Origin of the sequence: Sporosarcina jiandibaonis, from assembly GCF_013184495.1 — a bacterium.
Taxonomy (GTDB): domain Bacteria; phylum Bacillota; class Bacilli; order Bacillales_A; family Planococcaceae; genus Sporosarcina; species Sporosarcina jiandibaonis.
This window is the reverse complement of sequence record NZ_JAAOIY010000004.1, coordinates 13,304-38,246: the sequence shown is the minus strand read 5'-3', so window position 1 is coordinate 38,246 and position 24,943 is coordinate 13,304. Positions and strand designations below refer to the sequence as shown.

Annotated in this window: 28 protein-coding genes and 1 riboswitch; of the genes, 4 read left to right on the top strand and 24 right to left on the bottom strand. The window is 42.8% G+C overall.

Features of this window, described 5'->3' with window-relative positions:
- Positions 1–252: 252 nt before the first annotated feature.
- The 18 genes from G8782_RS11535 to G8782_RS11450 form a co-directional block, all read right to left on the bottom strand.
- Positions 253–1,221 (bottom strand): DUF4179 domain-containing protein, encoded by a 969-nt coding sequence (locus tag G8782_RS11535; protein ID WP_172371311.1) that lies wholly within the window; start codon positions 1,219–1,221, stop codon positions 253–255.
- Positions 1,202–1,738 carry a sigma-70 family RNA polymerase sigma factor gene (locus G8782_RS11530; protein ID WP_172371310.1) on the bottom strand — a complete coding sequence of 179 codons (537 nt, stop codon included), beginning with the start codon at positions 1,736–1,738 and terminating at the stop codon, positions 1,202–1,204. The genes G8782_RS11535 and G8782_RS11530 overlap by 20 nt, the downstream gene beginning before the upstream one ends.
- 300 nt (positions 1,739–2,038) lie before the next feature.
- On the bottom strand, positions 2,039–2,719 hold the full coding sequence (locus tag G8782_RS11525; protein WP_172371309.1) for a hypothetical protein: 681 nt from the start codon (positions 2,717–2,719) through the stop codon (positions 2,039–2,041).
- Positions 2,716–3,201, bottom strand: a complete 486-nt coding sequence (locus tag G8782_RS11520) for an ECF transporter S component (RefSeq protein ID WP_172371308.1) — start codon at positions 3,199–3,201, stop codon at positions 2,716–2,718. The genes G8782_RS11525 and G8782_RS11520 overlap by 4 nt, the downstream gene beginning before the upstream one ends.
- Positions 3,198–3,791: a cob(I)yrinic acid a,c-diamide adenosyltransferase gene (locus G8782_RS11515; protein WP_172371307.1), complete on the bottom strand. Its 594-nt coding sequence runs from the start codon at positions 3,789–3,791 to the stop codon at positions 3,198–3,200. Before G8782_RS11515 ends, G8782_RS11520 begins: the two co-directional genes overlap by 4 nt.
- A 3-nt stretch (positions 3,792–3,794) precedes the next feature.
- Positions 3,795–4,187: a bifunctional adenosylcobinamide kinase/adenosylcobinamide-phosphate guanylyltransferase gene (locus G8782_RS11510; protein ID WP_172371306.1), complete on the bottom strand. Its 393-nt coding sequence runs from the start codon at positions 4,185–4,187 to the stop codon at positions 3,795–3,797.
- The gene (locus tag G8782_RS11505) at positions 4,127–4,744 is read right to left on the bottom strand and encodes a histidine phosphatase family protein (RefSeq protein WP_172371304.1); all 618 of its coding nucleotides are present in this window, start codon (positions 4,742–4,744) and stop codon (positions 4,127–4,129) included. Before G8782_RS11505 ends, G8782_RS11510 begins: the two co-directional genes overlap by 61 nt.
- A complete protein-coding gene (gene cobS / locus G8782_RS11500) occupies positions 4,717–5,481 on the bottom strand; it encodes an adenosylcobinamide-GDP ribazoletransferase (protein WP_172371302.1) in 765 nt (254 codons plus the stop codon). The genes G8782_RS11505 and cobS overlap by 28 nt, the downstream gene beginning before the upstream one ends.
- Positions 5,482–5,492: 11 nt before the next feature.
- Positions 5,493–6,311: a cobyric acid synthase gene (locus G8782_RS11495; RefSeq protein ID WP_172371300.1), complete on the bottom strand. Its 819-nt coding sequence runs from the start codon at positions 6,309–6,311 to the stop codon at positions 5,493–5,495.
- The gene (locus G8782_RS11490) at positions 6,308–6,892 is read right to left on the bottom strand and encodes a bifunctional adenosylcobinamide kinase/adenosylcobinamide-phosphate guanylyltransferase (protein WP_172371298.1); all 585 of its coding nucleotides are present in this window, start codon (positions 6,890–6,892) and stop codon (positions 6,308–6,310) included. The genes G8782_RS11495 and G8782_RS11490 overlap by 4 nt, the downstream gene beginning before the upstream one ends.
- Positions 6,874–7,953 (bottom strand): threonine-phosphate decarboxylase CobD, encoded by a 1,080-nt coding sequence (gene cobD / locus G8782_RS11485; RefSeq protein ID WP_172371296.1) that lies wholly within the window; start codon positions 7,951–7,953, stop codon positions 6,874–6,876. Before cobD ends, G8782_RS11490 begins: the two co-directional genes overlap by 19 nt.
- Positions 7,940–8,908: an adenosylcobinamide-phosphate synthase CbiB gene (cbiB, locus tag G8782_RS11480; protein WP_216667859.1), complete on the bottom strand. Its 969-nt coding sequence runs from the start codon at positions 8,906–8,908 to the stop codon at positions 7,940–7,942. Before cbiB ends, cobD begins: the two co-directional genes overlap by 14 nt.
- Positions 8,896–10,368 carry a heme ABC transporter ATP-binding protein gene (locus G8782_RS11475; RefSeq protein WP_172371294.1) on the bottom strand — a complete coding sequence of 491 codons (1,473 nt, stop codon included), beginning with the start codon at positions 10,366–10,368 and terminating at the stop codon, positions 8,896–8,898. The genes cbiB and G8782_RS11475 overlap by 13 nt, the downstream gene beginning before the upstream one ends.
- Position 10,369: 1 nt before the next feature.
- Positions 10,370–11,365 carry an iron chelate uptake ABC transporter family permease subunit gene (locus G8782_RS11470; RefSeq protein ID WP_172371292.1) on the bottom strand — a complete coding sequence of 332 codons (996 nt, stop codon included), beginning with the start codon at positions 11,363–11,365 and terminating at the stop codon, positions 10,370–10,372.
- Positions 11,358–12,329, bottom strand: coding sequence for an ABC transporter substrate-binding protein (locus G8782_RS11465; RefSeq protein WP_172371290.1), 972 nt, complete (start codon positions 12,327–12,329; stop codon positions 11,358–11,360). The genes G8782_RS11470 and G8782_RS11465 overlap by 8 nt, the downstream gene beginning before the upstream one ends.
- Positions 12,330–12,445: 116 nt before the next feature.
- A riboswitch (cobalamin riboswitch) is annotated at positions 12,446–12,629 on the bottom strand.
- Between the two features lie 58 nt (positions 12,630–12,687).
- Positions 12,688–13,272 carry a class D sortase gene (locus G8782_RS11460; RefSeq protein ID WP_172371288.1) on the bottom strand — a complete coding sequence of 195 codons (585 nt, stop codon included), beginning with the start codon at positions 13,270–13,272 and terminating at the stop codon, positions 12,688–12,690.
- A gap of 309 nt (positions 13,273–13,581) precedes the next feature.
- Entirely contained in the window at positions 13,582–15,249 is a 1,668-nt protein-coding gene (argS, locus tag G8782_RS11455; RefSeq protein ID WP_172371286.1) for an arginine--tRNA ligase, read from the bottom strand.
- Positions 15,246–15,707 carry a YwiB family protein gene (locus tag G8782_RS11450; RefSeq protein WP_172371284.1) on the bottom strand — a complete coding sequence of 154 codons (462 nt, stop codon included), beginning with the start codon at positions 15,705–15,707 and terminating at the stop codon, positions 15,246–15,248. Before G8782_RS11450 ends, argS begins: the two co-directional genes overlap by 4 nt.
- A 145-nt stretch (positions 15,708–15,852) precedes the next feature.
- On the opposite strand from G8782_RS11450, the gene G8782_RS11445 reads away from it, so the two are divergent.
- The gene (locus tag G8782_RS11445) at positions 15,853–17,898 is read left to right on the top strand and encodes a transglycosylase domain-containing protein (protein ID WP_172371282.1); all 2,046 of its coding nucleotides are present in this window, start codon (positions 15,853–15,855) and stop codon (positions 17,896–17,898) included.
- A gap of 392 nt (positions 17,899–18,290) precedes the next feature.
- Here the strand turns inward: G8782_RS11445 and G8782_RS11440 are convergent, their stop codons facing one another.
- Entirely contained in the window at positions 18,291–18,803 is a 513-nt protein-coding gene (locus tag G8782_RS11440; protein ID WP_172371280.1) for a YwhD family protein, read from the bottom strand.
- 66 nt (positions 18,804–18,869) lie between these two features.
- Here G8782_RS11440 and G8782_RS11435 point away from each other — a divergent pair, with 66 nt between their 5' ends.
- Positions 18,870–19,055 carry a 2-hydroxymuconate tautomerase gene (locus G8782_RS11435; RefSeq protein ID WP_172371278.1) on the top strand — a complete coding sequence of 62 codons (186 nt, stop codon included), beginning with the start codon at positions 18,870–18,872 and terminating at the stop codon, positions 19,053–19,055.
- Positions 19,056–19,131: 76 nt separating this feature from the next.
- Here the strand turns inward: G8782_RS11435 and G8782_RS11430 are convergent, their stop codons facing one another.
- Together G8782_RS11430 and G8782_RS11425 are read right to left on the bottom strand one after the other, a co-directional pair.
- The gene (locus G8782_RS11430; protein WP_172371277.1) at positions 19,132–19,641 is read right to left on the bottom strand and encodes a YwgA family protein; all 510 of its coding nucleotides are present in this window, start codon (positions 19,639–19,641) and stop codon (positions 19,132–19,134) included.
- A gap of 14 nt (positions 19,642–19,655) precedes the next feature.
- Positions 19,656–20,954, bottom strand: a complete 1,299-nt coding sequence (locus tag G8782_RS11425; protein WP_172371276.1) for an HD domain-containing protein — start codon at positions 20,952–20,954, stop codon at positions 19,656–19,658.
- Positions 20,955–21,134: 180 nt separating this feature from the next.
- On the opposite strand from G8782_RS11425, the gene G8782_RS11420 reads away from it, so the two are divergent.
- Positions 21,135–21,770, top strand: a complete 636-nt coding sequence (locus G8782_RS11420; RefSeq protein WP_172371275.1) for an RsfA family transcriptional regulator — start codon at positions 21,135–21,137, stop codon at positions 21,768–21,770.
- A gap of 32 nt (positions 21,771–21,802) precedes the next feature.
- On the opposite strand, the gene lipL is transcribed toward G8782_RS11420, so the two are convergent.
- Together lipL and pta are read right to left on the bottom strand one after the other, a co-directional pair.
- Positions 21,803–22,642: an octanoyl-[GcvH]:protein N-octanoyltransferase gene (lipL, locus tag G8782_RS11415; RefSeq protein ID WP_172371274.1), complete on the bottom strand. Its 840-nt coding sequence runs from the start codon at positions 22,640–22,642 to the stop codon at positions 21,803–21,805.
- 15 nt (positions 22,643–22,657) lie between these two features.
- Positions 22,658–23,629, bottom strand: coding sequence for a phosphate acetyltransferase (gene pta / locus G8782_RS11410; protein WP_172371273.1), 972 nt, complete (start codon positions 23,627–23,629; stop codon positions 22,658–22,660).
- 177 nt (positions 23,630–23,806) lie between these two features.
- On the opposite strand from pta, the gene hemQ reads away from it, so the two are divergent.
- Positions 23,807–24,556 (top strand): hydrogen peroxide-dependent heme synthase, encoded by a 750-nt coding sequence (gene hemQ / locus G8782_RS11405; protein WP_172371272.1) that lies wholly within the window; start codon positions 23,807–23,809, stop codon positions 24,554–24,556.
- Positions 24,557–24,595: 39 nt separating this feature from the next.
- Here the strand turns inward: hemQ and G8782_RS11400 are convergent, their stop codons facing one another.
- Positions 24,596–24,904, bottom strand: a complete 309-nt coding sequence (locus G8782_RS11400; RefSeq protein WP_172371271.1) for a hypothetical protein — start codon at positions 24,902–24,904, stop codon at positions 24,596–24,598.
- Between the last annotated feature and the right edge of the window lie 39 nt (positions 24,905–24,943).

Sequence of the window (24,943 nt, the reverse complement as noted above, 5' to 3'; positions counted from 1 at the left end):
ACTCCAGTCAACTATAGATTCAATTCATCTGGAAAGTTATTTAGTTTGTCTTTTAAACGTGAAAATCTACCTGCAAAAAAAAGAGTTTAGGGCAAAACAAAAAGAGGATAGCGATTGTTATCCTCTTTAATCTCATTTCTAATAAACTGTAGTCGCTTCGGAGATACTTTTATCTATTTACAATAAAGCGAATTTCCGTCTTTAAAAAGTCTATACTTACAGGAAGAATCAGGCTTTTTATTTAAGGCATTTTCATTTTAAATCTATTTTTAGCGTCTCTAGTTTTATTTCTTTTGTACCGATTTTATAGAGGGGTTCTACTAACACATAGTCTGTTTTTTCATGATCGATTTCAAAGATTATTTTTGAATCAGATATTGCGTTTGTTGAAACAGGGAAACCTTGGCTATCCAATATGTTGAGTTCTAATTGCTCGCCTTCTACACCAGCTGTATTCAAAATTTCATACGATAATATAGCATTTGTTTGGCCCACAACTATTTTGTCAAAGTGGATACGGTAGGCTTCATTCATGGATGATACTAATTGCGAAATGTGTTTTTCTTTTCCCGGTAATTTTTCAACCGAGAGATTAAATGACCATTCTCCTTGAACGCCTGCAATTTTTGTAAATATAATAGGGAGCGTTAGGGAATCTACTGAATCCGTATTTGGATTTTCTAATATCATTGCACCAGTATATCCGTCACCTTCCTTTATTAAAGAGCCCATTGTACCACTCCACCATGTAGTTTCATCTGTTCGGTCAAACATTTCATATGAATAACCAGATTCCGGGGCTTTTTCCCCGCCAATGGAATCGGTTAGATTTTCTCCAGCGGCTTTAAATGTCAAACCAACATATTGACCGTCATAAAATATTGATGTGATACTCATACTTACACCTTGGTCCTCAACCGTTTCATTGATTTCTGTAAGAAGTTGATCTGAAGCTAACTCTTGGCCAATTGGCATTTGATATTTTTCATAAATGCTACCTAGTATCGGAACTTGTGCTAAAGCGTTTGTAATGGGTGAAAAGACAAATCCTGAAGCAAGTATCATGACCGCTGCTACCGAAGTGAAAAGTGACGTTCTTTTTATAATACCTTTTTGTTTATTCATGTGCCGAGCTTTTTCTCCACGTTCAATCCCTTTATCAATTGCGAGCAAAATATCTTCTTTCGGTATTTCAATATCCCTAAATAAGTTTTTTTGCATAATAATCATCTCCTAATGTTTTTCTTAATTCCAACTTAGCCCGGCGTAAATAGGTTTTCACAGTCGACTGAGGCTTATTTAATACAGTTCCAATGGTGCGAATTGGCAAATCGTAATAATAGAAAAGAGTAATTACATTACGATAATCAACATTTAGCTCAGAAAGTGCATCTGATAAATCAATAGACGGAGCTTCTATTTGATTCGACTCTAAAAGATATTGAATCGTTTCTTCAGGCAATTGAATCGTTTTCTTTTTACGTTCCAATTCTTTATAAGCTGTTCGAATTAATATTTTGACAAGCCAGGTACTAAAATAAACCGGAGATTTGAGTTGATTGATTGAAATAAATGCTTTATAGGTAGATTCTTGTAATACATCGAGTGCATCCTCTTTATTGTGCATGTGCAGGTAAGCAATTTTATACAATTTCTCACTCTCAATCTTTACTATTTTCTCAAATGCTTCTTTATTCCCTGCCACAGCTAACTCGACTAATTGAATAGAATATGACATGTAGTAACCACCTTTCACTTATTAGAGGCAGAAAAAGTAGAAAAAGTTTCAATTTCAAGGATTATATTCTCTCGAGTTATTTTGCACTATAATTAAATAGAAAAAAGCCCTGTTTCTCAGCTGTAAAATTGAGAAATCGGGCTTTTTTCGTTACTCCTGAAAAGCACCCGAAAAAAATCGCCTTTTAGCCAAAGAAGCTTTTATATAGATATAAAAGTAAAAACTAAAAAAGGGAGAGCCAACCATTCCAAATGCTACTTCATTCTGAAGATAGTCGACTTTCTCATAATACGAAAAAAGTTATTTCATATGTAACTCATTCAAAAATTCTTCAAAATGTGTGTAAGCTTTTTTGATTTGAGATGCGGGTACTCCGACGATAACGACTGTTGCGGGACCGGCGGATTTCTCTAAATCGACATCTGATTCAACTGACAGTTCATCGTTTTGCATCATTTCCCTTGCTTCAGCTAGAATTCCGCGGGAGCCGACTGGCCATAGTTGTTTAATAATTCCATTGTCCAATGCTTCGCGGAGTTTTCGGAGGGAGGCTATTTTGTTGGCGTGTTCGGTTACTTCATCGCCAACGAGGGGGATTCCATAGGTGAACCATTGTACTTCATCAAGAATTGGTGCGGGGTTTTTCTTGCCGATTATTGTCACTGCAACGGCTGATTGGGCGAGGCCCATATTCGTTTCCGAACTTCCCGTAATTGTTGGGATGTCTAGGTCTGCCTCTCGGAATAAATCCTCTACACCTTGGACGTACTTTTCCCAACTTTTACTTCCGCTAAAATTATGAATTAATACAGTTACGGGCTCGGCATTTGCTGCCCATTGTTCAAGCAAGGCGACTCGGGCGGCAAAATACGAGGTTACATTGTCTGGAACTGATACATAATCCCCTATTTTTTCCCCGATGCCGCCTGAATTATCGGTTGTGATGATAAAACCATTGCCAATATCTATTGCATTTCTCATCGAAATCCACCTAATCCTTTGCCTTTAACATGTTTTAGTGCTGGGAATATGATTGTCGCGATAAAAGCGTTTATGACTGTAGCGATGAAAATGGCTGGGACTGCCGCTATAAAGAAAGCCGGCGATATAAGAAAATAAAACGGCAGAGGCGCAAGTAAACCGTTTGCACCGATGAAAACAATCCATTTCAACACATTCTTCTTCGCATTGTGAAGACGCGCGAAAATCAGGACGATGACGAACATTTCAAGCCCAATCAAAAGATGAAACGGACCTAGCGGAAATCCCGAATACATAGCTGATGCGATATGCCCCAATAAGGCGGCGGTTCCTGCAAAAATGGGCGGTAAAAATGCTGCCGCCAGTAGTGCTGGTGCAGAATCGAGTGCGGTTGAACCGATGCCTAGCGGGATTTTCACTAACCCGCCTACTGCACATAAGGCAGTAAACATGGCGGTTAGTGTTAAATGTTTCAACTTCATTTTTTATCGTTTTTCTTATCGGTATTTCCTGTTCGAAACACCTTTGCACTTCGGACATATTCATTGTCTGGAATGTTGATGCGTGAGTTTGCGATGCGCGCTGCGACGAAAAAGTAATCGGAAAGACGATTTAAATAGCGTCCGACAACTGGTGATACGTCTTCCTCCGCTTTCATCAATGTCACGGTTTGACGTTCGGCGCGCCTAGTAACTGTGCGCGCAATGTGTAGCGAGGCAGCCGCAGGAGATCCGCCTGGTAAAATGAATTTCTCAAGTGGCGGCACTTCATCCATTAATTCATCAATACGCTTTTCCAACACTTCAATTGGTTCTTCGGTTAATTTATAATGGCGTTCTTTCATGACGTTTGAAAGATCCCCGCCCCCGTCGAATAACTCATTTTGAATCTCTTCAAGATCTTCGAGTAAATCCCCAAATTTAGTTGGATCAAGTTCAGTCATTGCTTTTCCGACGAATGAATTTAATTCGTCCATTGTGCCATATGCTTCAACGCGAAGATCGTCCTTGTCGACACGTCCTCCGATTAAACTTGTTTTGCCTTTGTCCCCAGTTTTCGTATAGATTTTCATCTTTTATTCTCCCCTTTTCTTTATGGTTTGTGGAATGCCGTACCAAACTTTTGTTACTTCACTCGCTTCTGCAAATAAACGTTGATAGACTCTCCCGCATGTATCGCGCAACTTTCTAAGATTTGCATCCATCGGTACGATTCCACGGCTAATATCGGTCAAAATGATAATAGCCGGGCGTTTTTCTACTGCTTTTATAATAAAATCATATGCTTTTTCTTCACTTAATTCGCATTGAGCCAACCAGTTTTCCAGGCCAGCAAGGACAACGGTATCATTTCCAGGTGCCGGAATTTCCCCTTCACACCAATTTATGTCTTCCTCATTCAGCTCATTTAGTAACTTTCGAACAAACTCTCGTTTCCCGTTATGGGCACCGCCGATAATGACGTGCATTTCTTCCCCTCCACAAAGTCGTTACGATGATTCCACTTCAATGACCAAATCGAACCGTGTAGAATCTGCCAGAACCAAAAATCCTGTTTTTCAGGCGAGAATTGCGTCAACATCATCCGAATCGGACCTCCGTGCGTGACGATAAAATGCTCCCCTTTTCCTTCGGGTAATTCAGTCAGCGCGGCTAGCACTCGACTTTTCACTTCAAATAAACCTTCACCATTCGGGGGCGTTTTTTCATATGGATTATCAATCCATGAACGGTACGTCCTATTATCTTTCAACGCTTCATACGTTTTTCCTTCCCACGCACCGAAATGACTTTCACGAAATCGCTCGTCAGATTCATAAATCGCTTCAGGAAAATACAGTGCCGCGCTTTCTCGACAGCGCATTAAGTCGCTTCCATAAACGATTTCGGGTTTCCAGGGCAGCATCACTGAAGTGGGTTCGCCGATGGGTAAAATCGACTCGTCTGTCCAACCGATATACTGCCGTTTTTGATTGCCGAGTGTGGGAAGATGACGGATTAAATGAACAGTAATACCGCAAACCATAAAATGACCTCCATCCCTTCTATGAAAGCGCCTGATAAATCGCCTGTTACGCCCCCGAAATGTTTTAATGACCAGTGACGGAAAAACAGAATACCCATTGCGAGAAGGACGAATAAAAGAATGGGGATGATTACGCTTTCAACTAGGAGCCAAACTCCGATTAAAATAGTAAGCCCGCTTAGTAACGAAACGACGACTACAATTCTTGTATGTATTTTTTCTCGAAAGAAATACGCAAGCCCTGAACTTTTAGCGGAAGATGTCATAGAAAGATAAATATTCATCCCCACTCTTGCAAGAAAAGGTATTGCGGCAAACAATATAAAATGCGCTACATCGCGTTCCAATAACTCGTGAAACGAAGCGATTTTTATTAGGATAAGAAAAACTAATGCCATTGTACCGAACGCGCCAATTCTTGGATCTTCCATAATTTCGAGCCGTTTTCCTTGGTCTTGATAGGAAAAGAACGCGTCCGCTGTGTCGGTCCAACCGTCGAGATGCAAACCGCCTGTTAGGAGTATTCCTGTCAACACGATCGATACAGCCGCGAAGAACGTGCCAGTCGAAAATCCGCTTAGTAGTAGTTCCGAAATACCGTACATACTAAGTCCGATTGTAGCCCCGACGAACGGAAGCGCTATATACATCGCCGTCACTTCTCTTCGACCGAGCGGCAACTCTTTTCGTATCGGGAGCACTGTGAAAAATTGTAATGCGAGCAAGATGCCGTTCATAGTCTTCCCCCTTACGATAGAATTTCCTTCATCAATGGCCAGTCAAGATGCGCTTTCACATGGGCCGCCCATGCATCGTATATATCAATATCCACAGGAGCATTCGCCACTGGACGATCTACATCTTCCTCTTCAATGCCGTGATCCGCTTTGTACGGAATAACTCCAATAACAGGAATGCCAGTGTATGATTCAATGAATTCGACACCTTCTTGAAATAAAGAGATGTCCCCATGAAATTTATTAATGATAATCGCTTTTACGCGAGAGCGATGCTTCGGTTCAAGAAGCTCAAGGGTTCCAACAACGGATGCAATGGCACCGCCTCGGTCAATGTCTGCGACTAACACTGCAGGGACATCTGCAATTTCCGCCACACGCATATTGACAACTTCTCGGTCATTCAGATTTACTTCCGCAGGACTTCCCGCTCCTTCAATTATGACCGTCTCATACGTTTGCGACAATTTTGCTAGCGATAAACGAATCGCCTCAATTGCACGGTGAAAAAATTGTTCTCGGTACGTCATCCCAACGATAGAACCGAATTTCTTGCCCAAAATGAACACTTCTGATTTCATATTTGCTAACGGTTTTAGCATAATTGGATTCATATAAGTTGATGGAGTCGTTCTGGCTGCTGCCGCTTGTATGAACTGCGCACGGCTTAACACTTCGCCGTTTTCAGCCCGTGCTGTAAAAGGAGACATATTTTGCGATTTGAACGGCGTCACACACACTCCCTCATTGGCCAATATGCGGCATAGTGCTGCGCAGATCATCGATTTCCCAGAATCTGAGGCGGTTCCTAAGACGATTACCCCGTTCATCTATCGTCCCCCTTTTTCCAAAACATTGGCATGCCATATTCCATCTCAATCGCAGTATTGGCCCGTGCAACGAGCTTTTGGTGAATCATACCGAGCCACCTGCGATACGTTTTTGTTTCGGCATCTTGTGGCGGCAAATCATCTAGTACTTCATTTGACACGATAACGAGCTGCGGGGCTTTTGCCAAAATCGCTTCAATTGTATTATAAAGATGAGTTTCTTTTCGCTCCATACAATTAGGTAGTGCGATACAAGCTGTTCCCGTTTCCCAACCTGTGTATAATTCATTCGCGAGCCAAGTCGTTAAACAATCCCATAGGACGAAATCATTTTCCCGTATGAATGGCACGACCTCTTCCAAGTTCACCGGTTTTTCAATCGTCAGCCAGTTGTTTTCAGCGCGGTCTCGTCGATGGGTTTCGATGCGCTTTTTCATTTCAGCGTCCACCCTTGTTCCGGATGCAATATAGACGAGCCGTCCGCCGCAATCTTCGGCTATTTCAACGAGCTGCCTTTCGGCAAAAGCACTTTTCCCGCTTCGAACGCCACCGCTTATGAATGTCAGTTTTCCGCGAACCATTTAGCCAACTCCTCTTGTAAAACAGCCATCTCCTCGGCATTTTTCATGCCGACCCGTAACCATTCACCGTCCATCCCGTAAAAGTTCTCGGAATGTCGAAGGACAATCCCGCGTTGCAATAAGTCTGCATGGAGTTGACGTGAAGTACGATCCCCGCCTGGTTTGAATGAAAGATAGTTCACGACAGAATCAGTCACCGTACAGTCATTCGTCTCGAGAAACGCTTTCAAATTTCTTCGTTGTTCATTGCTCTGTAGAATCGACTTTTCTCGGTACTCAGCTACATCCAAACATAACGCGCCGACTTGCGCCGCAATGCCGTTCACATTCCAATGCGGGGCATGCGCTTTAATTTCCGAGATAACGGTTGGACTTGCAACGACATATCCGAGACGAATTCCGGGAATGGCATACATTTTCGTCATCGAACGGACGACGATTACATGCGGAAATTCCTTTATTTCAGATATGAATGACAGTGACTCATCGATAAAATCAATAAATGCTTCGTCAAAAACAATTTCGCAGTTCACTTTCGCACCATAACGAACGAGTTTAATCAGTTCTTTACGTTCTGGTAAGATACCCGTTGGATTGTTTGGTGTACACAAATATAGAACTTGGGCATTTTCCATTGCTTTCTGAATTTCATTCATCGGTAATTTGAATCCATTTTCTGCGGCGGATAAAACACGTACGATTTCAACGTTTTTTGCTTTCAAAGTTGTTTCATATTCTGAAAAGGTCGGATGCACAACTATCGCTTTTTTCCCTCTGTATCTTTCAGCCATCAGCGATAAAAGTTCCGCTGCCCCATTTCCAATGATTAAAGATTCCCTGTCAATCTTATGGAAGTTTACTGCAGCTGTTAAAAACGGCTCCCCGTCAGGATCTGGATACTGATTTATTTTATTGAATAAATCGGCCCATATTTTTTGAACGCTCCTCGGCGGGCCTGCTGGATTAACATTCTCGCTAAAGTCTAAAACACGGTTTGGCGGAATTACGCCAAGTTTTTTGTATAGTTTAAATGGGTTTGCGCCATGTTCAGGTAATTGCATATAACAACACTCCTAAGACAGTACCTATAAACCAAAAAAAGAACGAAATGACATGCAGTTCAAAAATAGAAGCTTTTATATGCGTCGCATCCAATGGAACTAGAGCGGGTCCGAGTTTTGGTCGCTCTGATTTCCTCCCCCGATAAGTTGCTCTTCCTCCCAGCGAAACGCCAAGTTGCCAAGCAGTTGCCGCTTCCAAGTAACCGCTATTTGGACTTGGATGTCGACGAGCATCTTTCAACCATCCCGAAAATCGTTCAAGAAATGGAAGATGACTTCTATTTGGCGCATAAAGAATCAAGAGTAATCCGGTCATGCGTGCTGGAATGAAGTTCAATAGATCATCAGCGCGTGCTGAAAACTTTCCGAATTTCTCGTAGCGTTCATCTTTATAACCAATTATTGAATCTAACGTATTGACTGCTTTATACAACCATAATCCAGGCGCTCCGAATAAAAACGCCCAAAAAAGCGGCGATGTGACCCCATCCGCAATGTTTTCCGATACCGTTTCAATCGTGGCTCTTGAAATTTCACTTTCCTCAAGCTTATCGGTATCACGACCGACAATCCATGATAGTTTCATGCGCGCTTCAGTTATTTCACCTGCGGCAAGCGGTTTGTAAACTTCCAATGCTGCATCTCTTAAACTTCTTTGTGCGAGGCCGATGGCGATCAGAACGCTCTCTATCGCAATGCCAATCAGTATATGGAGAGAATATGCAAATTCTACCATGAGGAATACGATGGCAAAAACAATCAACACAGTAATAATGAGCGTGATTGCGCCTTTTAGCGTGCGGTTTTTTCCTTTATTGAAACGAGAGGTCAGTTTAGTGATTAACGCGCCAATCCACCGGACGGGATGCGGCCAGTTGGGTGGATCGCCTATAATCCGATCCAGTAAAAAACCTATCGAAATGGCTATGAAATGCGCTGGGATCAAGTCGACCATCCTTTCGCTTTCTTATACGCTTGAATCGCTTTCACTGTGCAATCGAAGACCCCCTGTGCGATGAGTTTGCCGAGTTCAGTGATTGGACCGGCGTATGGAAGCAATTTTCCTTGTTGGGTAGCTGCGATAAGGATACTGTCTGTAGACGTTCCCGTTGCGATCGTATCCGTTAATGGATCTTTTATTTTTTCTACTTGAAGCGCTTTTGACTTCGCTTCGGTTGCTGTTATCATCGCTTGAATAAATGCTTCATCCGGTAATTCTCCGTTAATGATGACCCACGTATTGATCGTGCCTACTTTTGGCGTTTCATCGCGTGAGAGTGCTTGCGAAACATCGACTGCATTGCCGATTCCAGCAGTCACTGCAATGAAAACCTTTCCGAAACCACCTTCATATTCGCCAATTTCGACGTGTTCTGTCGTAACTGCTGTCATCATTGCAACGGTTTCGGTTAATGGAAAACCTTTTGTTTCCAGATAATCTGCCATTTCGCTTTTTACATCATCGTAGTTATAAGCGCTGTCCACATGGCGATTCACGAATGTCCGATACCAACCCAATCCCGCATTATGGACCGCTGATGATACTGTTTTTAGCGGTTGACTCGCACGGAAAACGACAAATTCTTCTGAGCTGAAAAAATTCGCCCTGGTCACCTTCGTTGCAATTTTTTCACCGTTCACATCCGGAAGTAATGTAATTTGCGGCTTCGGCAGTTCCGGATGCGGCTGTGTTTTTATGCGCGCATGATAAACGTTTTCTATTGCTTGTTCTTTGACAACTTCCTGCGGCCGACCGATTTTTGAAATCTTGCCGTTGTCCATAAGTAATAGTCGATCGCAATATAATGCAGCTAAGTTAATGTCATGGAATACCGAGATAACCGTGAGTCCTTTTTCGACCGCTTCTTTCCGAATTGTGTCCAGAAGTTGTTGTTGATGTGCGATATCCAAGTGATTTGTCGGTTCATCTAATAATAAAATCGGGGCGACTTGGGCGAGTGCTTGGGCAACGAAAACTCGCTGTTGTTCCCCTCCAGACAATAATTCAATGGACTGTTTTTCATAACGCGAGACTGCCGTGCTTTTCATCGCTTCTGTGACGGCAAGTTCATCTTTATTTGACCAAGAGGAAAAGATTCCTGTTTGGTGCGGATATCTGCCGAGTTCCACCGTTTCTCGCACGGAATGGGAAAATGCATGGGCATGCAATTGGGGCAATACCGCTACTTTTCGAGCAAATTCTTTTTGGGTATAATCGGATGCTTTCTTCCCGTCAATCGTTACCGAACCGCTTTGTGCGGATAAAATGCCAGAAATTATTTTTAATAATGTGGACTTCCCGCTGCCATTCGGGCCTAAAATGCCGAGCACTTCTCCCTTTTTCACGTCGAAGGAGACGGATTTAACGACTAATTCATCGCCGTAACCGCCTGATAGGTTTTCAACTTGTAACATATTACATCGCCCCTCTCCTTCTTTGACGGTAAAAGATGAATGCAAAAACTGGTGCCCCGATAAATGCAGTGATGACGCCGACTGGAAGTTCCGTTGGCGAAATAATCGTTCGTGCGACGAGGTCGCATATAATCAGTAAAGATGCGCCGTTCATAAAAGATAATGTTAATAAATGACGATGGTCGGTTCCCCACATAAGCCGCGTCATATGCGGCACGACGAGACCGATAAAGCCGATTGTTCCCGATACGGCTACGGCTGATCCGGTTAGTATCGAGCCGCCGATTAAGATCATAAATTTCCGGCGTTTCACGTTAACGCCGAGGTGATGCGCACGTTCTTCCCCGAATAGCATCGCATTTAATTCGCGTCGGTTGAACCAGAGCATGGCCGAACCGATTATTACGAAGGGAAGAATCATCGTGATATAATTCCAACCCCGCATCGATACGCTGCCGAGAAGCCATCCGATAATTTGCCGTAATTCCTCGCCTGTGAGTGCAATCATTAGTGATAAAACGGAACCTAAAAATGAACCGAAAATAATCCCTGTTAATATAATGGTTTCCATTTTCATGGCTCTGTCGACGAGTCTTGCGAAGCCTAAAACAAGAAACATTGTCAGCGCCGCGCCAATCATGCTGAAAACAGGCAACGTGTATGCGCCTAGAATCGGAAGCGATAAGCCGAAAAAGAGTGTCATCACAGCACCAACCGAGGCGCCGGATGACACTCCGAGTGTGTAGGGATCTGCAAGCGGGTTTTTCAGGAGTCCTTGGAACGCCGCGCCGGCAATTGCCAATGATGCGCCGACAAGTCCTGCTAATAGAACCCTCGGCATGCGGATTTTCCACAGGATATTTGTCGCGATTTCGTCCGCTCCTTTATTCCAAAAAGTGCTTAATGGAATGTCCACCGTACCGATTGATACACCGAGCCAAATCGCCACAACGAGTGTGGCGATGGATACGATGTAGGCGATGCTTGATTTATTCACCGAAAACCTCTGGATATATTGCCTTTGCAAATGCTTCGAGTCCTTCAGCAAGTCGCGGACCTGTACGGCTAGTGATATTTTCATCAACTTGAACGACTGCTTTTTCTTTGATCGCTGTAATTGTGTCGAAGCCGTCACGTGCGTAAACATCTTCAACAGCTGTGTCTATGTAATCGTACATGACGACGATGACATCCGGGTTTCTTTTAACGATTTCTTCTGGATCCATTTGAACCCAGCCTTCTTGGTCTGCTGCAACATTTTCTGCACCAACTAATTCGAGCAATTCTTGTGTGAATGTTTTGGCACCTGGCGTGTAAATTTCAGGGGCCGGTGAAGTTTCGACAAATACGGTCTTTTTCGCATCTACGTCTTTTACTTTCGCGACAACTTCATCGACTTTTGCTTTCATAGTATCGATGATTTCAGTTGCTTCATTTGTTTTGCCTGTTGCTTTACCAATTGTTTCAATCGTTTCATAGGTTTCTTCAAAGTTCAGTGCATTTTTCACGACAAATACAGGAATTCCCGCGTCGCGAATTTGTTGGTATCCTTCTTCAGACATTCCGAATGCTGATTCATGTCCAAAAACGATATCAGGATTCAAAGCAATGATCGCTTCAACATTAAATTCCATTGCGCCGATTTTTTCTTTTTCAGCAGCTTCTGCTGGATAATCATCATAATCGCTGACACCGACGATTTCATCCGCTAAATCAAGGCTAAATAAAATCTCTGTGTTGCTCGGAATCATTGAGACGATTTTTGTTGGAGCCGCCTCAATCGTAACTTCTTTGCCCACCGCGTCCGTCAATGTCACCGGGAATTCTGCTTTTTCCCCGGTTGCATTTTCTGTATTTGTTTCGTTTTGTTTCGGTTTATCGTCTGCCGCATTTCCTCCGCATGCAGCTAGCAAAAATACTGCCAATACCGACGTAAGCATTAACTTCCATAAGTTCTTCATTCTGTTTTCCTCCATTTTTCCCAAATAAAAATCCCCCGTATCGCACGGAGGAATAATGTCAGTAAAAATCTAGCACCAAAATGGGCAGATTTTCACCAATCCTATTCCTCGTAGGTTTTGGCAGATTCATAAAGGCAGGTCTCCTGGCTCGTGCTCATAGCGTTTCGCGTCTTCCCGGAGATTTCCAGTGACGTTTTGCGAATTGCTCACACTTACAGTGGCGGGACCGCGTCGGAATTAAACCGACTTCCCTTTTAACCTCGTTCGTTACAGCGAGGCACCTTTATGCTTGGATATGTTTTTGTATGGTCGATTATTAGTATACTACAAATTACTATTGTGTCGAGGACATTTAAACTCATTTCGCATAGATGATATACCGATCCGGCGCGCTTCCAATATAGGAAAATGGATAGCATGTGGATAACGTTAATATTTCATCGGGTGCTGTTGAACGAATCACGGTTCGATCATCGGCGTCGACGATGTCTGTGTCGTAAATTGTATAGACAAATGTTCCATTTTTCATTTTGACGTGTATTTCATCGCCGTTTTCAAGTTCGCCGAACTGGCGAAACACGGTATCGCGATGGCCCGATAATAGGATTTGATCATTTTGACCGGGTAATGCGGTGCCGCTGAAATGTCCGACACCTTTGGCTAATTCGTCTTCATGCGTTCCTTCTATAATAGGGATTTCACGGTCTAAACGCGGGATGTACAAAATACCGATTGAATCGCCTTTTTTCAGGTCGCTATAATCAAGGAGTTCAGCATTTCCAGCTGTTAGATCGTCGCGTGAGATAATTTCATCAGAGACAAATGCTTTTGCTTCTTCCAACATTTTGTCTTGTTGAAAATAGGAAACGCTAAATTGCCAGGCTGCTAAAAGGCATAGGCCAGCACCGACTGTAATCAATAGGATTGATATTAGTTTCCGCATAAACATCCCCCCTCATTGTAAGGTCAACGAATCGATCCGACCTTTACTGTGTAATTAAACAATTCATTATTCAAGTATATGTTTTTTATATAGACCGTTGATTTCCGTTCCGGGCGGACGCGTTCCACTCCAATCAACTATCTTCACTAAATATAAAATATTATTTAGTGCGTGCCACGTTCGTTAACACTCACTACAAAAATATCATAGTAATCCCAATTTTCATATCACCGATTAAATTAAATTACAAAAAACCACCACACCCAGAAACTGTCATCAACAAATTCTCGGGTGTGGTGGTATAAGTGATTACATTTTTTCTGGTGCTGATACGCCGATTAGTTTTAGGGCGTTTGCGATGGTTGTGCGTGTTGCTGTGATTAATGCGAGACGCGCTTCGGATAGTTCGCGGTTTTCAGGGTCCAAGACTTTTTCGGCATTGTAAAATGAATGGAATGTTGCCGCTAGTTCTTGAATATAAGTTGCTACGCGATGCGGTGCGCGCATTCTAGCTGCGTCCGCTACTACTTGCGGGAAATCGCCAATTTTCTTCAACAAATCAATTTCACGTTCTGCAGTTAATAATGCAGCGTTCTCTGCTGATGGATGCAAATCTAGTTCTTTTGATTGTCGAAGAATCGAAGAGATTCGCGCGTGTGCGTATTGTGCATAGTACACCGGGTTTTCATTGGACTCGGAAACTGCGAGGTCGAGGTCGAAGTCCATTTGCGTATCTCCGGACCGCATCACGAAGAAATAGCGAACGGCATCGAGGCCGACATCTTCGACAAGCTCACGTAAGGTAACTGCTTTTCCAGTACGTTTACTCATCATCATGCGCTCGCCGTCTTTGTACAGATGCACCATCTGTGCGACGATTACTTCTAACTTATCTTTTTCGTATCCTAACGCTTCGATCGCTGCCATCATTCGCGGAATATAGCCGTGGTGGTCAGCTCCCCAAATGTTAATGAGCTTGTCGAAGCCGCGTTGGATTTTGTCTTCATGGTACGCGATATCCGGCGTGATGTATGTGAAGGATCCGTCTTTTTTAATCAAAACACGGTCTTTGTCATCGCCAAATGTCGTTGAACGGAACCAAGTTGCGCCGTCTTCTTCGAAAATATGACCGTTCTCACGAAGTTTGTTCATCGCATTTTCGATTTTTCCGCTACCGTATAATGTAGATTCTGAAAACCAATTATCGAATGGCACGCGGAAGTTTTCCAAGTCTGTTTTTAATTTTTCAAGTTCATATTTCAATCCGTAGTCACGGAAAAATTCATAGCGTTCTTTTTCTGGCATGTTTTTATATTTATCGCCGAATTCTTCAACGAGCTTCCCGGCAATATCGATAATGTCTTGACCATGGTAGCCGTCTTCAGGGATTTCCTTATTTTCACCGAGGGCTTGGAAGTATCGTGCTTCAACGGATAGCGCGAGATTGTCGATTTGACTGCCTGCATCGTTAATATAATACTCTCTGTGAACATCATAGCCCGCAAAGTCTAGCACGTTGCTAAGGGAATCCCCGACTGATGCTCCGCGCGCATGCCCCAAATGAAGATCCCCGGTTGGATTCGCAGAAACGAATTCCACTTGGATCTTTTCACCGTTGCCTGCATTGCTGCGGCCGTATTCCGCGCCTTGATCAAGAACTGTTTTCACAACTTCTTGTAAATAATCTTTTTTCAATGTGATGTTGATAAAACCCGGACCCGCGATATCGATAGACTCGATAGATCCACTTTCTTTGTCGATATGTTCAACGATGGCTTCCGCGATTGCACGTGGTGGTTTCTTGGCTATTTTTGTGAGTTGCATCGCGATATTCGTCGCATAGTCGCCGTTTTCTTTATTTCTCGGCGTTTCTAGCATGATTGCTGGTATATTTTCCTCTTCTGTCAATTTTGCCAGAAGGATTGCTTCATGTATTGCTGATTTTACTTTTTGTTGAATTTGTTCGACTGCGTTCATTTTGTTCCCTCCATATAGGTGATGTTTAATTTGTAAGTTCCGAGGAGCGATCCTTCTGTATGTAATTCATAGTGAACAATGAACTGACCGCTTTTATCTGTTGTTTCTCTCGTGAATTCAAGATGATTTGTTTTTACTTGTAATTCGAACGTTGCCGGTCCGTTACCATATTCACCGACTCGGTTGTGCTCGGTGTCAAATGGAAGGCGCATTTTAACTGCACCGCTTCGCATAATGAGCGCATCCCGGTCGCTCATTTTCAATGTCGTTTGGATTTTGTCTCCATTATGATTTTCATCGTATTTTAAATAGAATGCGTTCGCTTTTTCTATTAATCGACCCGTCGCTTGTAATTCATGTGTTTCGATTTCCTGTCCTGGATGCCGGATTGATGAATGAAGCCGAATGCGTACAGGTTGACCTATCTTTTTCGATTCCACCTCGTTCACCTTCTTCATAAAAATATCCTCTTATTATAGCGTTTTCCTGCGTAATATTCCAATTAAGGTCGTTAGTTTTGTTAAATTAAGCAATAATTTCCGTTTAATCTATTGATTTGCGTCGCATACTACAAAGAACAACATGGACGGAACGGGGGATTTTATGCGACGTACGGTTTATGTAAAAAATAAAAAAAGACGAATGTTTTGGCGCAGGATTTTGTTACTTACTTTGACAATGCTTACCGCTATGCTCACATTATATGGGTCGCTCCGATTATATGCACAAATAGCCGGAGCTCCATCGCTCATTGTTCCGACAGCATCTGTTTTTTTGGACAATAATGACCGTCAAATCGGCGACAAGTTCACCGCAGAGCGGCGGTATTGGGTTGGTTTGGATGAAATTTCTCCGTTTTTACTAGATGCGGTCATTGCTACTGAAGACCGGAACTTTTACGAGCATCATGGATTTGATTATAAACGAATTGCTGGCGCCGTTTTGAAAGATGTGAAAACGCGAAGAAAGGCTGAAGGCGCAAGTTCGATTACTCAACAGTATGCCCGAAATCTCTATTTGACACATGAAAAAACATGGACTAGAAAGATTAACGAAGCACTTTATGCATATCGGTTGGAGTTATTTTATGAAAAAGATACGATTTTAGAAGGTTATTTAAACACCGTTTATTTCGGACATGGGATGTACGGCGTGGAAGCGGCGAGCAAGTATTATTTTGGAAAATCCGCGAAAGATTTGACGTTAGAAGAATCAGCGGTCATCACCGCGATTGCAAAAGGACCTTCCATTTATTCGCCTGTTGACCATCCGAATAATTCACAAAAACGGAAAGAGCTTGTTTTAGCTTTGATGAAAGCACAAGGATTCATCACGGAAGCCCAGGCAAAACGCGCCGTGGAAGTTCCAATTGTATTGAAGGCAGAAGAATGGGTTGACTCTAAGCGCGTCGCCCCTTATTTTCTGGATGAAGTGTGGCGAGAAGCTGAAAACATTCTTTCGGAGAAGGGCCGCTCGCCCGCAGAAGGCGGATGGACAATTCGGACGACGCTCGATCAACACCATCAAAAAACAGCGGAAGAAGTTATTGAAAAATGGATGCCTGAAAGCGGACTTCAAGTCGGCTTCATCTCCATTGAACCAAAAAGCGGCGCCGTAACTTCGCTTGTTGGCGGCGTGGACTATAACGAAAGCCCTTTTAATCGGGCAACGCAAGCGAAACGCCAACCCGGTTCCGCTATGAAACCGATCTTGTATGCGGCTGCATTGGAAAACGGGTTTAATCCGCTGACGTTTTTGTTCCCGGAAAAAACTATTTTCACGTATGGTGAAAAGACTTACGAACCGAAAAATGTGAATGGAAAATTTGCGTCACATCCGATTTCGCTTGCCCAAGCTTTGGCCATTTCCGATAATGTGTTTGCGGTCAAGACGCTTGAAGAAGTTGGATTTAAAAACTACCAAAGCATGGCCAATCGGCTTGGTTTGGACGTGGAATTGCCAGCGACGCCCGCGGTTGCTTTAGGCACTACTGAAGTATCTTTATACGAAATAACGAATGCATTCAGTCGGATCGCGGCAAGCGGATTAGATATTGAAGCGACTACGATTCGTTCGATAACAGATGCGACAGGAAAAGTTGTTTACGAAAAACCGACCAAAAAAGTCAAACGCGTTCTTTCCGAGCAAGATGCATTCGTTCTAACGCATCTGTTAACCGGAATGTTCGATCCCGTTTTCAATGATCACTTACCTTCTACAGGGTTGTCGATGCGCCCCAAAATGACGAGACCTTATGCAGCGAAATCAGGCACGACACTTTGGGATCAACAACTAATCGGCTATTCGCCTTCTTTAACAGCCGGGATTTGGACAGGTTATGATGTTGACTTGCGTCTGGAAAGTGTAGAGGATAAAGCCGCATCGAAAAAAATATGGATTGAATTTATGGAGGCGGCGCATAGTGGCAAGCCCGTTGAATCATTCATTCCGCCTGATGGGGTGAACGGCGTTATTATCGATGTTGAAACGGGAGGCCTCGCCGTAACGGAGTGCGAAAAGCAGCGACTCGTCTATGTGAAGGAAAAAGATATGCCCCAAAAATTATGCACGGATAAATCATTGCAAGAAAAACATAATTCCAATGACGACGGCGGCTTCAATTTATTCCCTTTTTCATTTTTTGATTGACGCGGTGATGCGGCGTTTTTTGCAAAACGACCAATAATGAGGGTAAAACGACCAAAGTTGATGTCGATTCGACTAAACTAGCCCTCAAAACGACTAATGCGGCCGAGAAACGACTAAAACACTTGTTAAAACGACTAAACGCAAAGATTAAAAAAGCTCCCATTCCCTGATCTCAAGGGAGTGGAAGCTTTTTTCACCTTTTAGAACCGCTTACACAAATAGAAAATCATGCTTGGGTTGGTTTGATGTCCTAAATGTGCTCACAAGAACTAATCGGTAGTCCTAGCTTACATTTGCAAGCTATTAATTAGTGTACTTTCTTTTATCCGGACATTCAACTATCCTGACGAAAGTTATCGAAAAACGTCGATATTTGTTCATAATCTTGACGATTATACACGAAGTCCATCATGTAATTCCGGATTGCTTCGGTTCCACATTTCTTCGTTATGTTCTTTTAAAAAGTCTGCAAGTACGCGTTTCGACGTGTCATCCATATTGTCGACCATGATTTTTCCTTTCATCGAGCGATCCATGCGATTCATATGATCTACGAAATTTTTATAACCCCGGCGAATGGATCGGTCGATCACCATTTCACATGCGGTCACTCCTGAATAATATGGGCCATCCTCTTTATAATCAATGGTCACCCAGATCAGCCAATAGGGTTTCCCATTCGCGGACTCTTCGCGTGTCGGTAAAAATCGAATGCCTCGTTCGAGAGGGCTTCTCGCATGCATCGCGCCAATTTCAATCGTCGCTATTTCTTCTTCAACGTCGATAATGACTGGCGATACATTTTCCAATGACAATGACCCTATTCCGAATCCTTTATGACCGTCTGTCGGATCATCTTTTATGATTGTAAAACCCATTTTCGGCTTTGGTTTTTCATTTCCCATTTGTTTACCCCTCCAACTCTGATAGTATCATTAGTATACTGAATACTTTGGAGGAGGGAAAAGAAAATGCCATATGTGACTGTGAAAATGTTCGAAGGTCGTACTGATGAGCAAAAACGCGCACTTTGTGAAAGAGTGACAGAAGCTGTTTCAGAAACGACAGGTGCACCTGCGGAGAATGTCGTTGTTTTCATTGAAGAAATGTCAAAAAATGATTATTCCGTAGCTGGAAAACGCCCTGTTGATGAATGATTCATCCAAAATAAAAGCTGGCACCACGACGATTCGTCACTGGTAGCCAGCTTTTATTATTCTTGCAAATGCCATTTTATTTTTTATTTGAAATAAACTCCAAGTCCTTTAAAAATACGAATGCCTCTTCGAATTCTTTTTCGGAAAACTTCAGCTTGTTTTTCACAACTTGAACTTTTTCAATTTGTTCCTTTTTCTCGAAATGGTCGAAGTATAAAAGCGTTGAGACCAACTCTAGAAAACGCGAACTCTTCACTTGCATTTTTTGAATGAAATCCGAAAGGCTGCCTGGCACTTTGCCGGCCGTTTCTAGAAACCGCTCTCCCTCTCCGGATACATTGTATTGGTATTGAAAATAGGCGCCTTTGTCGATGCGCTCTTCATCCAGAAAACCCATCTCGCATAATTCTTCCACTCGTAATGTCAATTCCTCCGAATAAGGACCATACATATGTAGTTCGAATTTCTCCGAGAAAGGGAAATTCATCTTTTTTGCGATGTAAATCATTTTCTGAAGTTTTTTTCGTCCTGTTACTTCTCCGGCCAATGAAATGAATTGCACGATTTTTGCGTGTTCTTGCAACAAGTTGCCCACCCTTTCTAGTTTTTCAACATCTTTAAAATTTGACGATACAACGGATTTTCTGCTTTTCCCGCTTCTAGCAAATCCTCTGGGAAATAAAGTTTATGATCTGTTCTGCGTTTTCCTGAAATCGCTTCAACGATATCGGAAGAACGCGATATTTCACTTAGCTCGCCGTTTGGCATTTTTAAAAATATCGGAAGCCGCTCATTCTCTTCCCCCGGTCTATAAAAGTCATATGGCAAATCCGATGACGAGTCGACCACAAGGTAATACTCTGGATCGATCCCTGCTTCTATAAAAAGTTTTTTGATTTCATGCATCTTTTCATATTCAATCGCCGGGTTAAATTCCACGTATTGAAAGAGGCGCCGGTTAAGGAACCGACTACTTAAATCGGCGAGGACCGGGTCCGATTCTTTCGTCCACATTTGAAAATAAGTCGTCATAACGCCCTCATCAAGAGCGATATAGTCTTCCAATACCAATGTTTTATCGAAAAACGTTTGGAAATGGACCGGTTTTTGCTTGAACTCGTACCCCGTTTCAAATAAATATTTAGCTCGATGGAGTATTTTCTTTAAAATAACTTCCGCGCTCCTGGAAACAGGATGAAAATAGACCTGCCAATACATTTGGTAGCGGCTCATTATATAATCCTCTACAGCATGCATTCCACTGGATTTAACAACTGCTTGTTCTTCTGTCGGTCGCATCACGCGTAATATTCGTTCCATATCGAAATGGCCGTAAGAAACGCCTGTAAAATAAGCATCTCGTTGTAGATAATCCATTCGGTCGGCGTCAATTTGACTCGAAATTAAACTAACGACAAGTTTGTCAGGATAAGTTTTTCCAATGACATCTGAAATTTTTTGCGGAAAGGTTGGCGATACTTTTTTGAGTACCGCATTCACTTCAGTTTCACCGAGTATAATTGCTTGCGTAAATTTTTCATGATCAAGATCGAAAACATTTTCAAAAGCGTGTGAATATGGACCATGTCCCAAATCATGCAAAAGCGCCGCACATAGCGTGACGAGACGTTCTTCATCATCCCATTCTGGCCGGCCGCTGAAACCATCGTCTACGATCCGCCGAACGATTTCATAAACGCCGAGCGAATGATGAAATCGGCTATGTTCGGCTCCGTGAAAGACCAGATATGTAGTCCCGAGTTGTTTAATCCGGCGGAGACGTTGGAACTCGCGTGTCCCGATCACATCCCAAATCACTTTGTCACGGACATGAATATAGCGATGAACCGGATCTTTAAACACTTTTTCTTCAATTAACTTTTCATTTTTATAGTCCATTTCGCACCTCCGTTACTCCCTAATTCTATTGTACTCAAAAAAAGTCGGCTCATAAAGCGTGAAATCAGAATGAAATAATAAAAATCTGGACACAATGAATTTATCAAGTGAATAAAATAGCGATTCGATGTACACACTATCGATAGAAAGAGATTATGAACATGGCAGGGAGGCACTACTATGGTGAAAGTTAGGCAGGATGCTTGGATGGAAGAAAATGATGTTTTATTGGCAGAGACAGTACTTCGACACGTTCGAGAAGGTAGTACGCAATTAAGCGCCTTTGAAGAAGTCGGTGATGCTTTAAATCGTACGGCAGCTGCTTGTGGATTTAGATGGAACGCAGTGGTTAGACGCGATTATGAAGCAGAACTCGAGGATGCCAAAAAAGAAAGAAAACAAGCGATTCGCATGCTTGGTAAAGATTTCAAGAGACGCGGTCAACAATTATACACACCTACACAAGGAAGCAACGAGGATAATAGGGTGGCGGTTCCACTATCTGCACTAACGCTAGATACGGTCATCGCTTACCTTGTCCGCCTGCATCATTCAGGTGCGGGAGATAGCGAGTCTTTCCGGTGGAGACAAACGGCAAAAGCAGCAAACGACACTATTAAACAGCTTGAAAAGGAAATTACTAAGCTCAAAAACGAGAATGAAACACTTCGTTCCGATTACGAAGCATTTGTTCAGATCATGAACCGCGCTCGCAGGCTAGTCACGCTTGACAGTGAAGAAGAACGTACCGCGCCTGTTTTCCAAATGGAACAAAACGGAAATCTCGTATCAAAAGAACCACCAATCAGCTACTGATTGGTGGCTTTTTTTTGATAAGTTAAAAGTAATTATTTTATGAGCATTTTTTTATTGCGCTCTACGACTCGGTTCAAATAAAATGCGTACATGTCCATTTCGTCGTCGCGAAATCCGCCTGTAACAACATTTTCAGCAAGTGAGCGCAATAACATTTGAACACGGACATTTACATCGCTGACTGTCAGTTTGAGATTAAGCAGTTCAGAAAGGGATGCCATCACTTCTGGTTTTATCGTTGGATAGACAAACTTCGTTTCTTCACCGTTTAATCCTGCTTCGTATAATTCACGTATCAACTCCGCACGTTTTGCGCCGCTTCCTTCAATACATAAATACACTTGGACAGCGATTCCTTGTCGAAGTCTTCGTTGTGAAATCCCCGCAAATTTTAATCCTTCGATACTTAAATCATAGGAGCCCGGACAATACGAGCCGACAATTTCATAGGCTTGAATTCGGTCGCCCGCTTCTGGAAATAGCAGCTTGACGAATTCCAGCATGATTTCATAACCTGTCGGAATATCAATCGATGTGTTTTGCTCGGAAAGGACCATCGAAACATTTAAAACTCCTTCATCCAAGACGACTGCTAAACCGCCAGAATTCCGGACAATCGATTGATAACCTGCATTCTCTAATAGTGAAGTAGCTTCCGAAATGTTCGGAAGCCGGTGATCTTGAATACCGAGGACGATTGTTTTATCGTGAACCCAAGTTCGAACCGCAGGGATGCTCATCTGTTGTCCGACGAGATGGCAAAGCGTATCGTCCGCGGCGAATGATTCGAGAGCGGAACGCTTTTGCGCGCTAATCGATTCATCCAAAAACCGCCATTCGGGGATGCGTAAATAAGATTCATATGATGACATCATTAATTCTCCTGATTAAAGACTTTGAGCTGCGGTCAATAGGCTTAGCTTGTACACGTCATCAGCGGAACAACCACGAGATAAATCGTTGACTGGCGCGTTTAACCCTTGTAAAACTGGTCCGATTGCCTCGTACCCTCCAAGTCTTTCTGTTAATTTGTACCCGATGTTGCCAGCTTCAAGTGATGGGAAAACAAACACGTTCGCATCGCCTTGAATCATTGAATCGGGCGCTTTTTTGATAGCGACCTCTGGAACGTACGCCGCATCGAACTGGAATTCTCCGTCTATCGTTAAGTCCGGATCAATGTCTTTTGCTATCGCGACAGCATCGGCTACTTTTGTCGTTTCTTCTGTCACAGCAGAACCTTTTGTTGAAAATGACAGCATGGCGACACGAGGATTTATCCCGAATGAACTGGCTGTTTTCGCACTTGCAACTGCGATTTCTGCTAGTTCTTGCGAATTCGGTGCGACTGTAATTGCGCAATCTGCAAAGACGAGTCTTTCTTCGCCTTTCATCATGATGAAAGCGCCGCTGGTTCTTGATATTCCTGGTTTTGTGCGTATGATTTGTAGTGCAGGGCGAACTGTGTCTGCTGTAGAATGCACAGCTCCGCTAACTAGCCCTTCCGCGCGTCCTGAATAGACAAGCATAGTACCGAAGTAATTTACTGTTAGAAGGAGCTCTCTTGCCTGCTCGATTGTGTTTTTGCCTTGTCTGCGTTCGACGAATTGATCAACAAGTTCGTCAAAATAAGGCGCTGTAGCGGGGTCAATAATTGAGATGTTTTCGATATTTATAGCGGCTGCGGAAGCGGCACTTTTCACTTCGTCTTCGTTCCCGAGTAAAATCGGCTGCACAAGTTCTTCGCTTTGTAAGCGTGCTGCCGCTTGAAGTATGCGTTCGTCGGTTCCCTCAGGCAATACAATTGTCTTTTGGGTCCCTTTTAAACTTTCTTGAATTTCACTGAATAAATCAGTCATTAATAGTCCACCTTTCAACCTTTTCTTATACATCTAGCATACACGATTTGACTGCCGGTATACAGTGACACACTTTGTCGAATTCATGACAAAGACCGCCCGACAAGTAGTTTTCTATTCAATTGTGCTAAACTATTCTTAGTAAGCAAAATTTTTTATGAAGGAGTCTGAATTATTTTGAATGAAGCAGCAGTTACGCTCGATGGATGGTACGCATTACACGATCTTCGCACGATGGACTGGTCGTCTTGGAAGACAATTTCTGAGGAAGAACGCCAAACTGTAATTGATGAGTTTCATCAATATCTGGACAAGCTCCAAAAAGCACATGATGAAAAAACAGGCAGCCATGCTTTCTATACAGTTGTTGGGCAAAAAGCGGATTTCATGCTGATGATTTTGCGTCCGACAATGGATGAATTACAAGAGCTTGAGACGGAGTTCAATAAGCTCGCGATTGCGGACTTTACAATCCCGGCGTATTCTTATGTTTCTGTAGTTGAGTTGTCAAACTATCTTGCAGGCGAGTCGGATGAAGATCCGTATCAAAACCCGTATGTTCGCGGACGTTTATATCCGGAATTGCCACGCAGCCAGTATATCTGTTTTTACCCGATGGATAAAAAGCGCGACGGCGACGACAACTGGTTCATGCTTGATATGGAGACGCGCAGAAAGTTGATGTACGATCACGGTATGATTGGTCGTAGTTATGCTGGTAAGATCAAACAAATCATTTCAGGATCTGTCGGTTTCGACGATTTTGAGTGGGGCGTTACGTTGTTCTCAGATGACGTTCTTCAGTTCAAGAAAATCATTTATGAAATGCGTTTTGATGAAGCGAGCGCGCGTTATGCCGAGTTCGGATCGTTTTTCGTTGGTACGATTTTAGATGGCGATAAGACTACTGAGTTTTTTAAGATTTAACTAATTAACAATTATAATTTTGGCGAGTACTTGAGTTCTTTATTCGAGTACTCGTTTTTTATATGGATCGTTGATTCCGTTCCGGGCGGACGCTTTCCTGCGGGCGAGCGCTTCAATGTCTTTAATAATCGTTGGAAGCTGTTCTGAAATTCTACGGATGTCATCGATTTTGGATGGATATTTTGCTATTATCTGAAGACGTTCCTCTGTTTTCGGACAGTGATTCGGAAAGTATTGATCAAATATTTCGGAGTATCCATATATATTCTTCTCCAAATCAGGCATTCTAAAATCTTTGTTTGATTCATATACTGCTAAAAAGTCTGGAATGGTGTTTTCTATGTGCATAAGAAATCCCCCTTTCCCATAGTTTACCATAGGGATTCA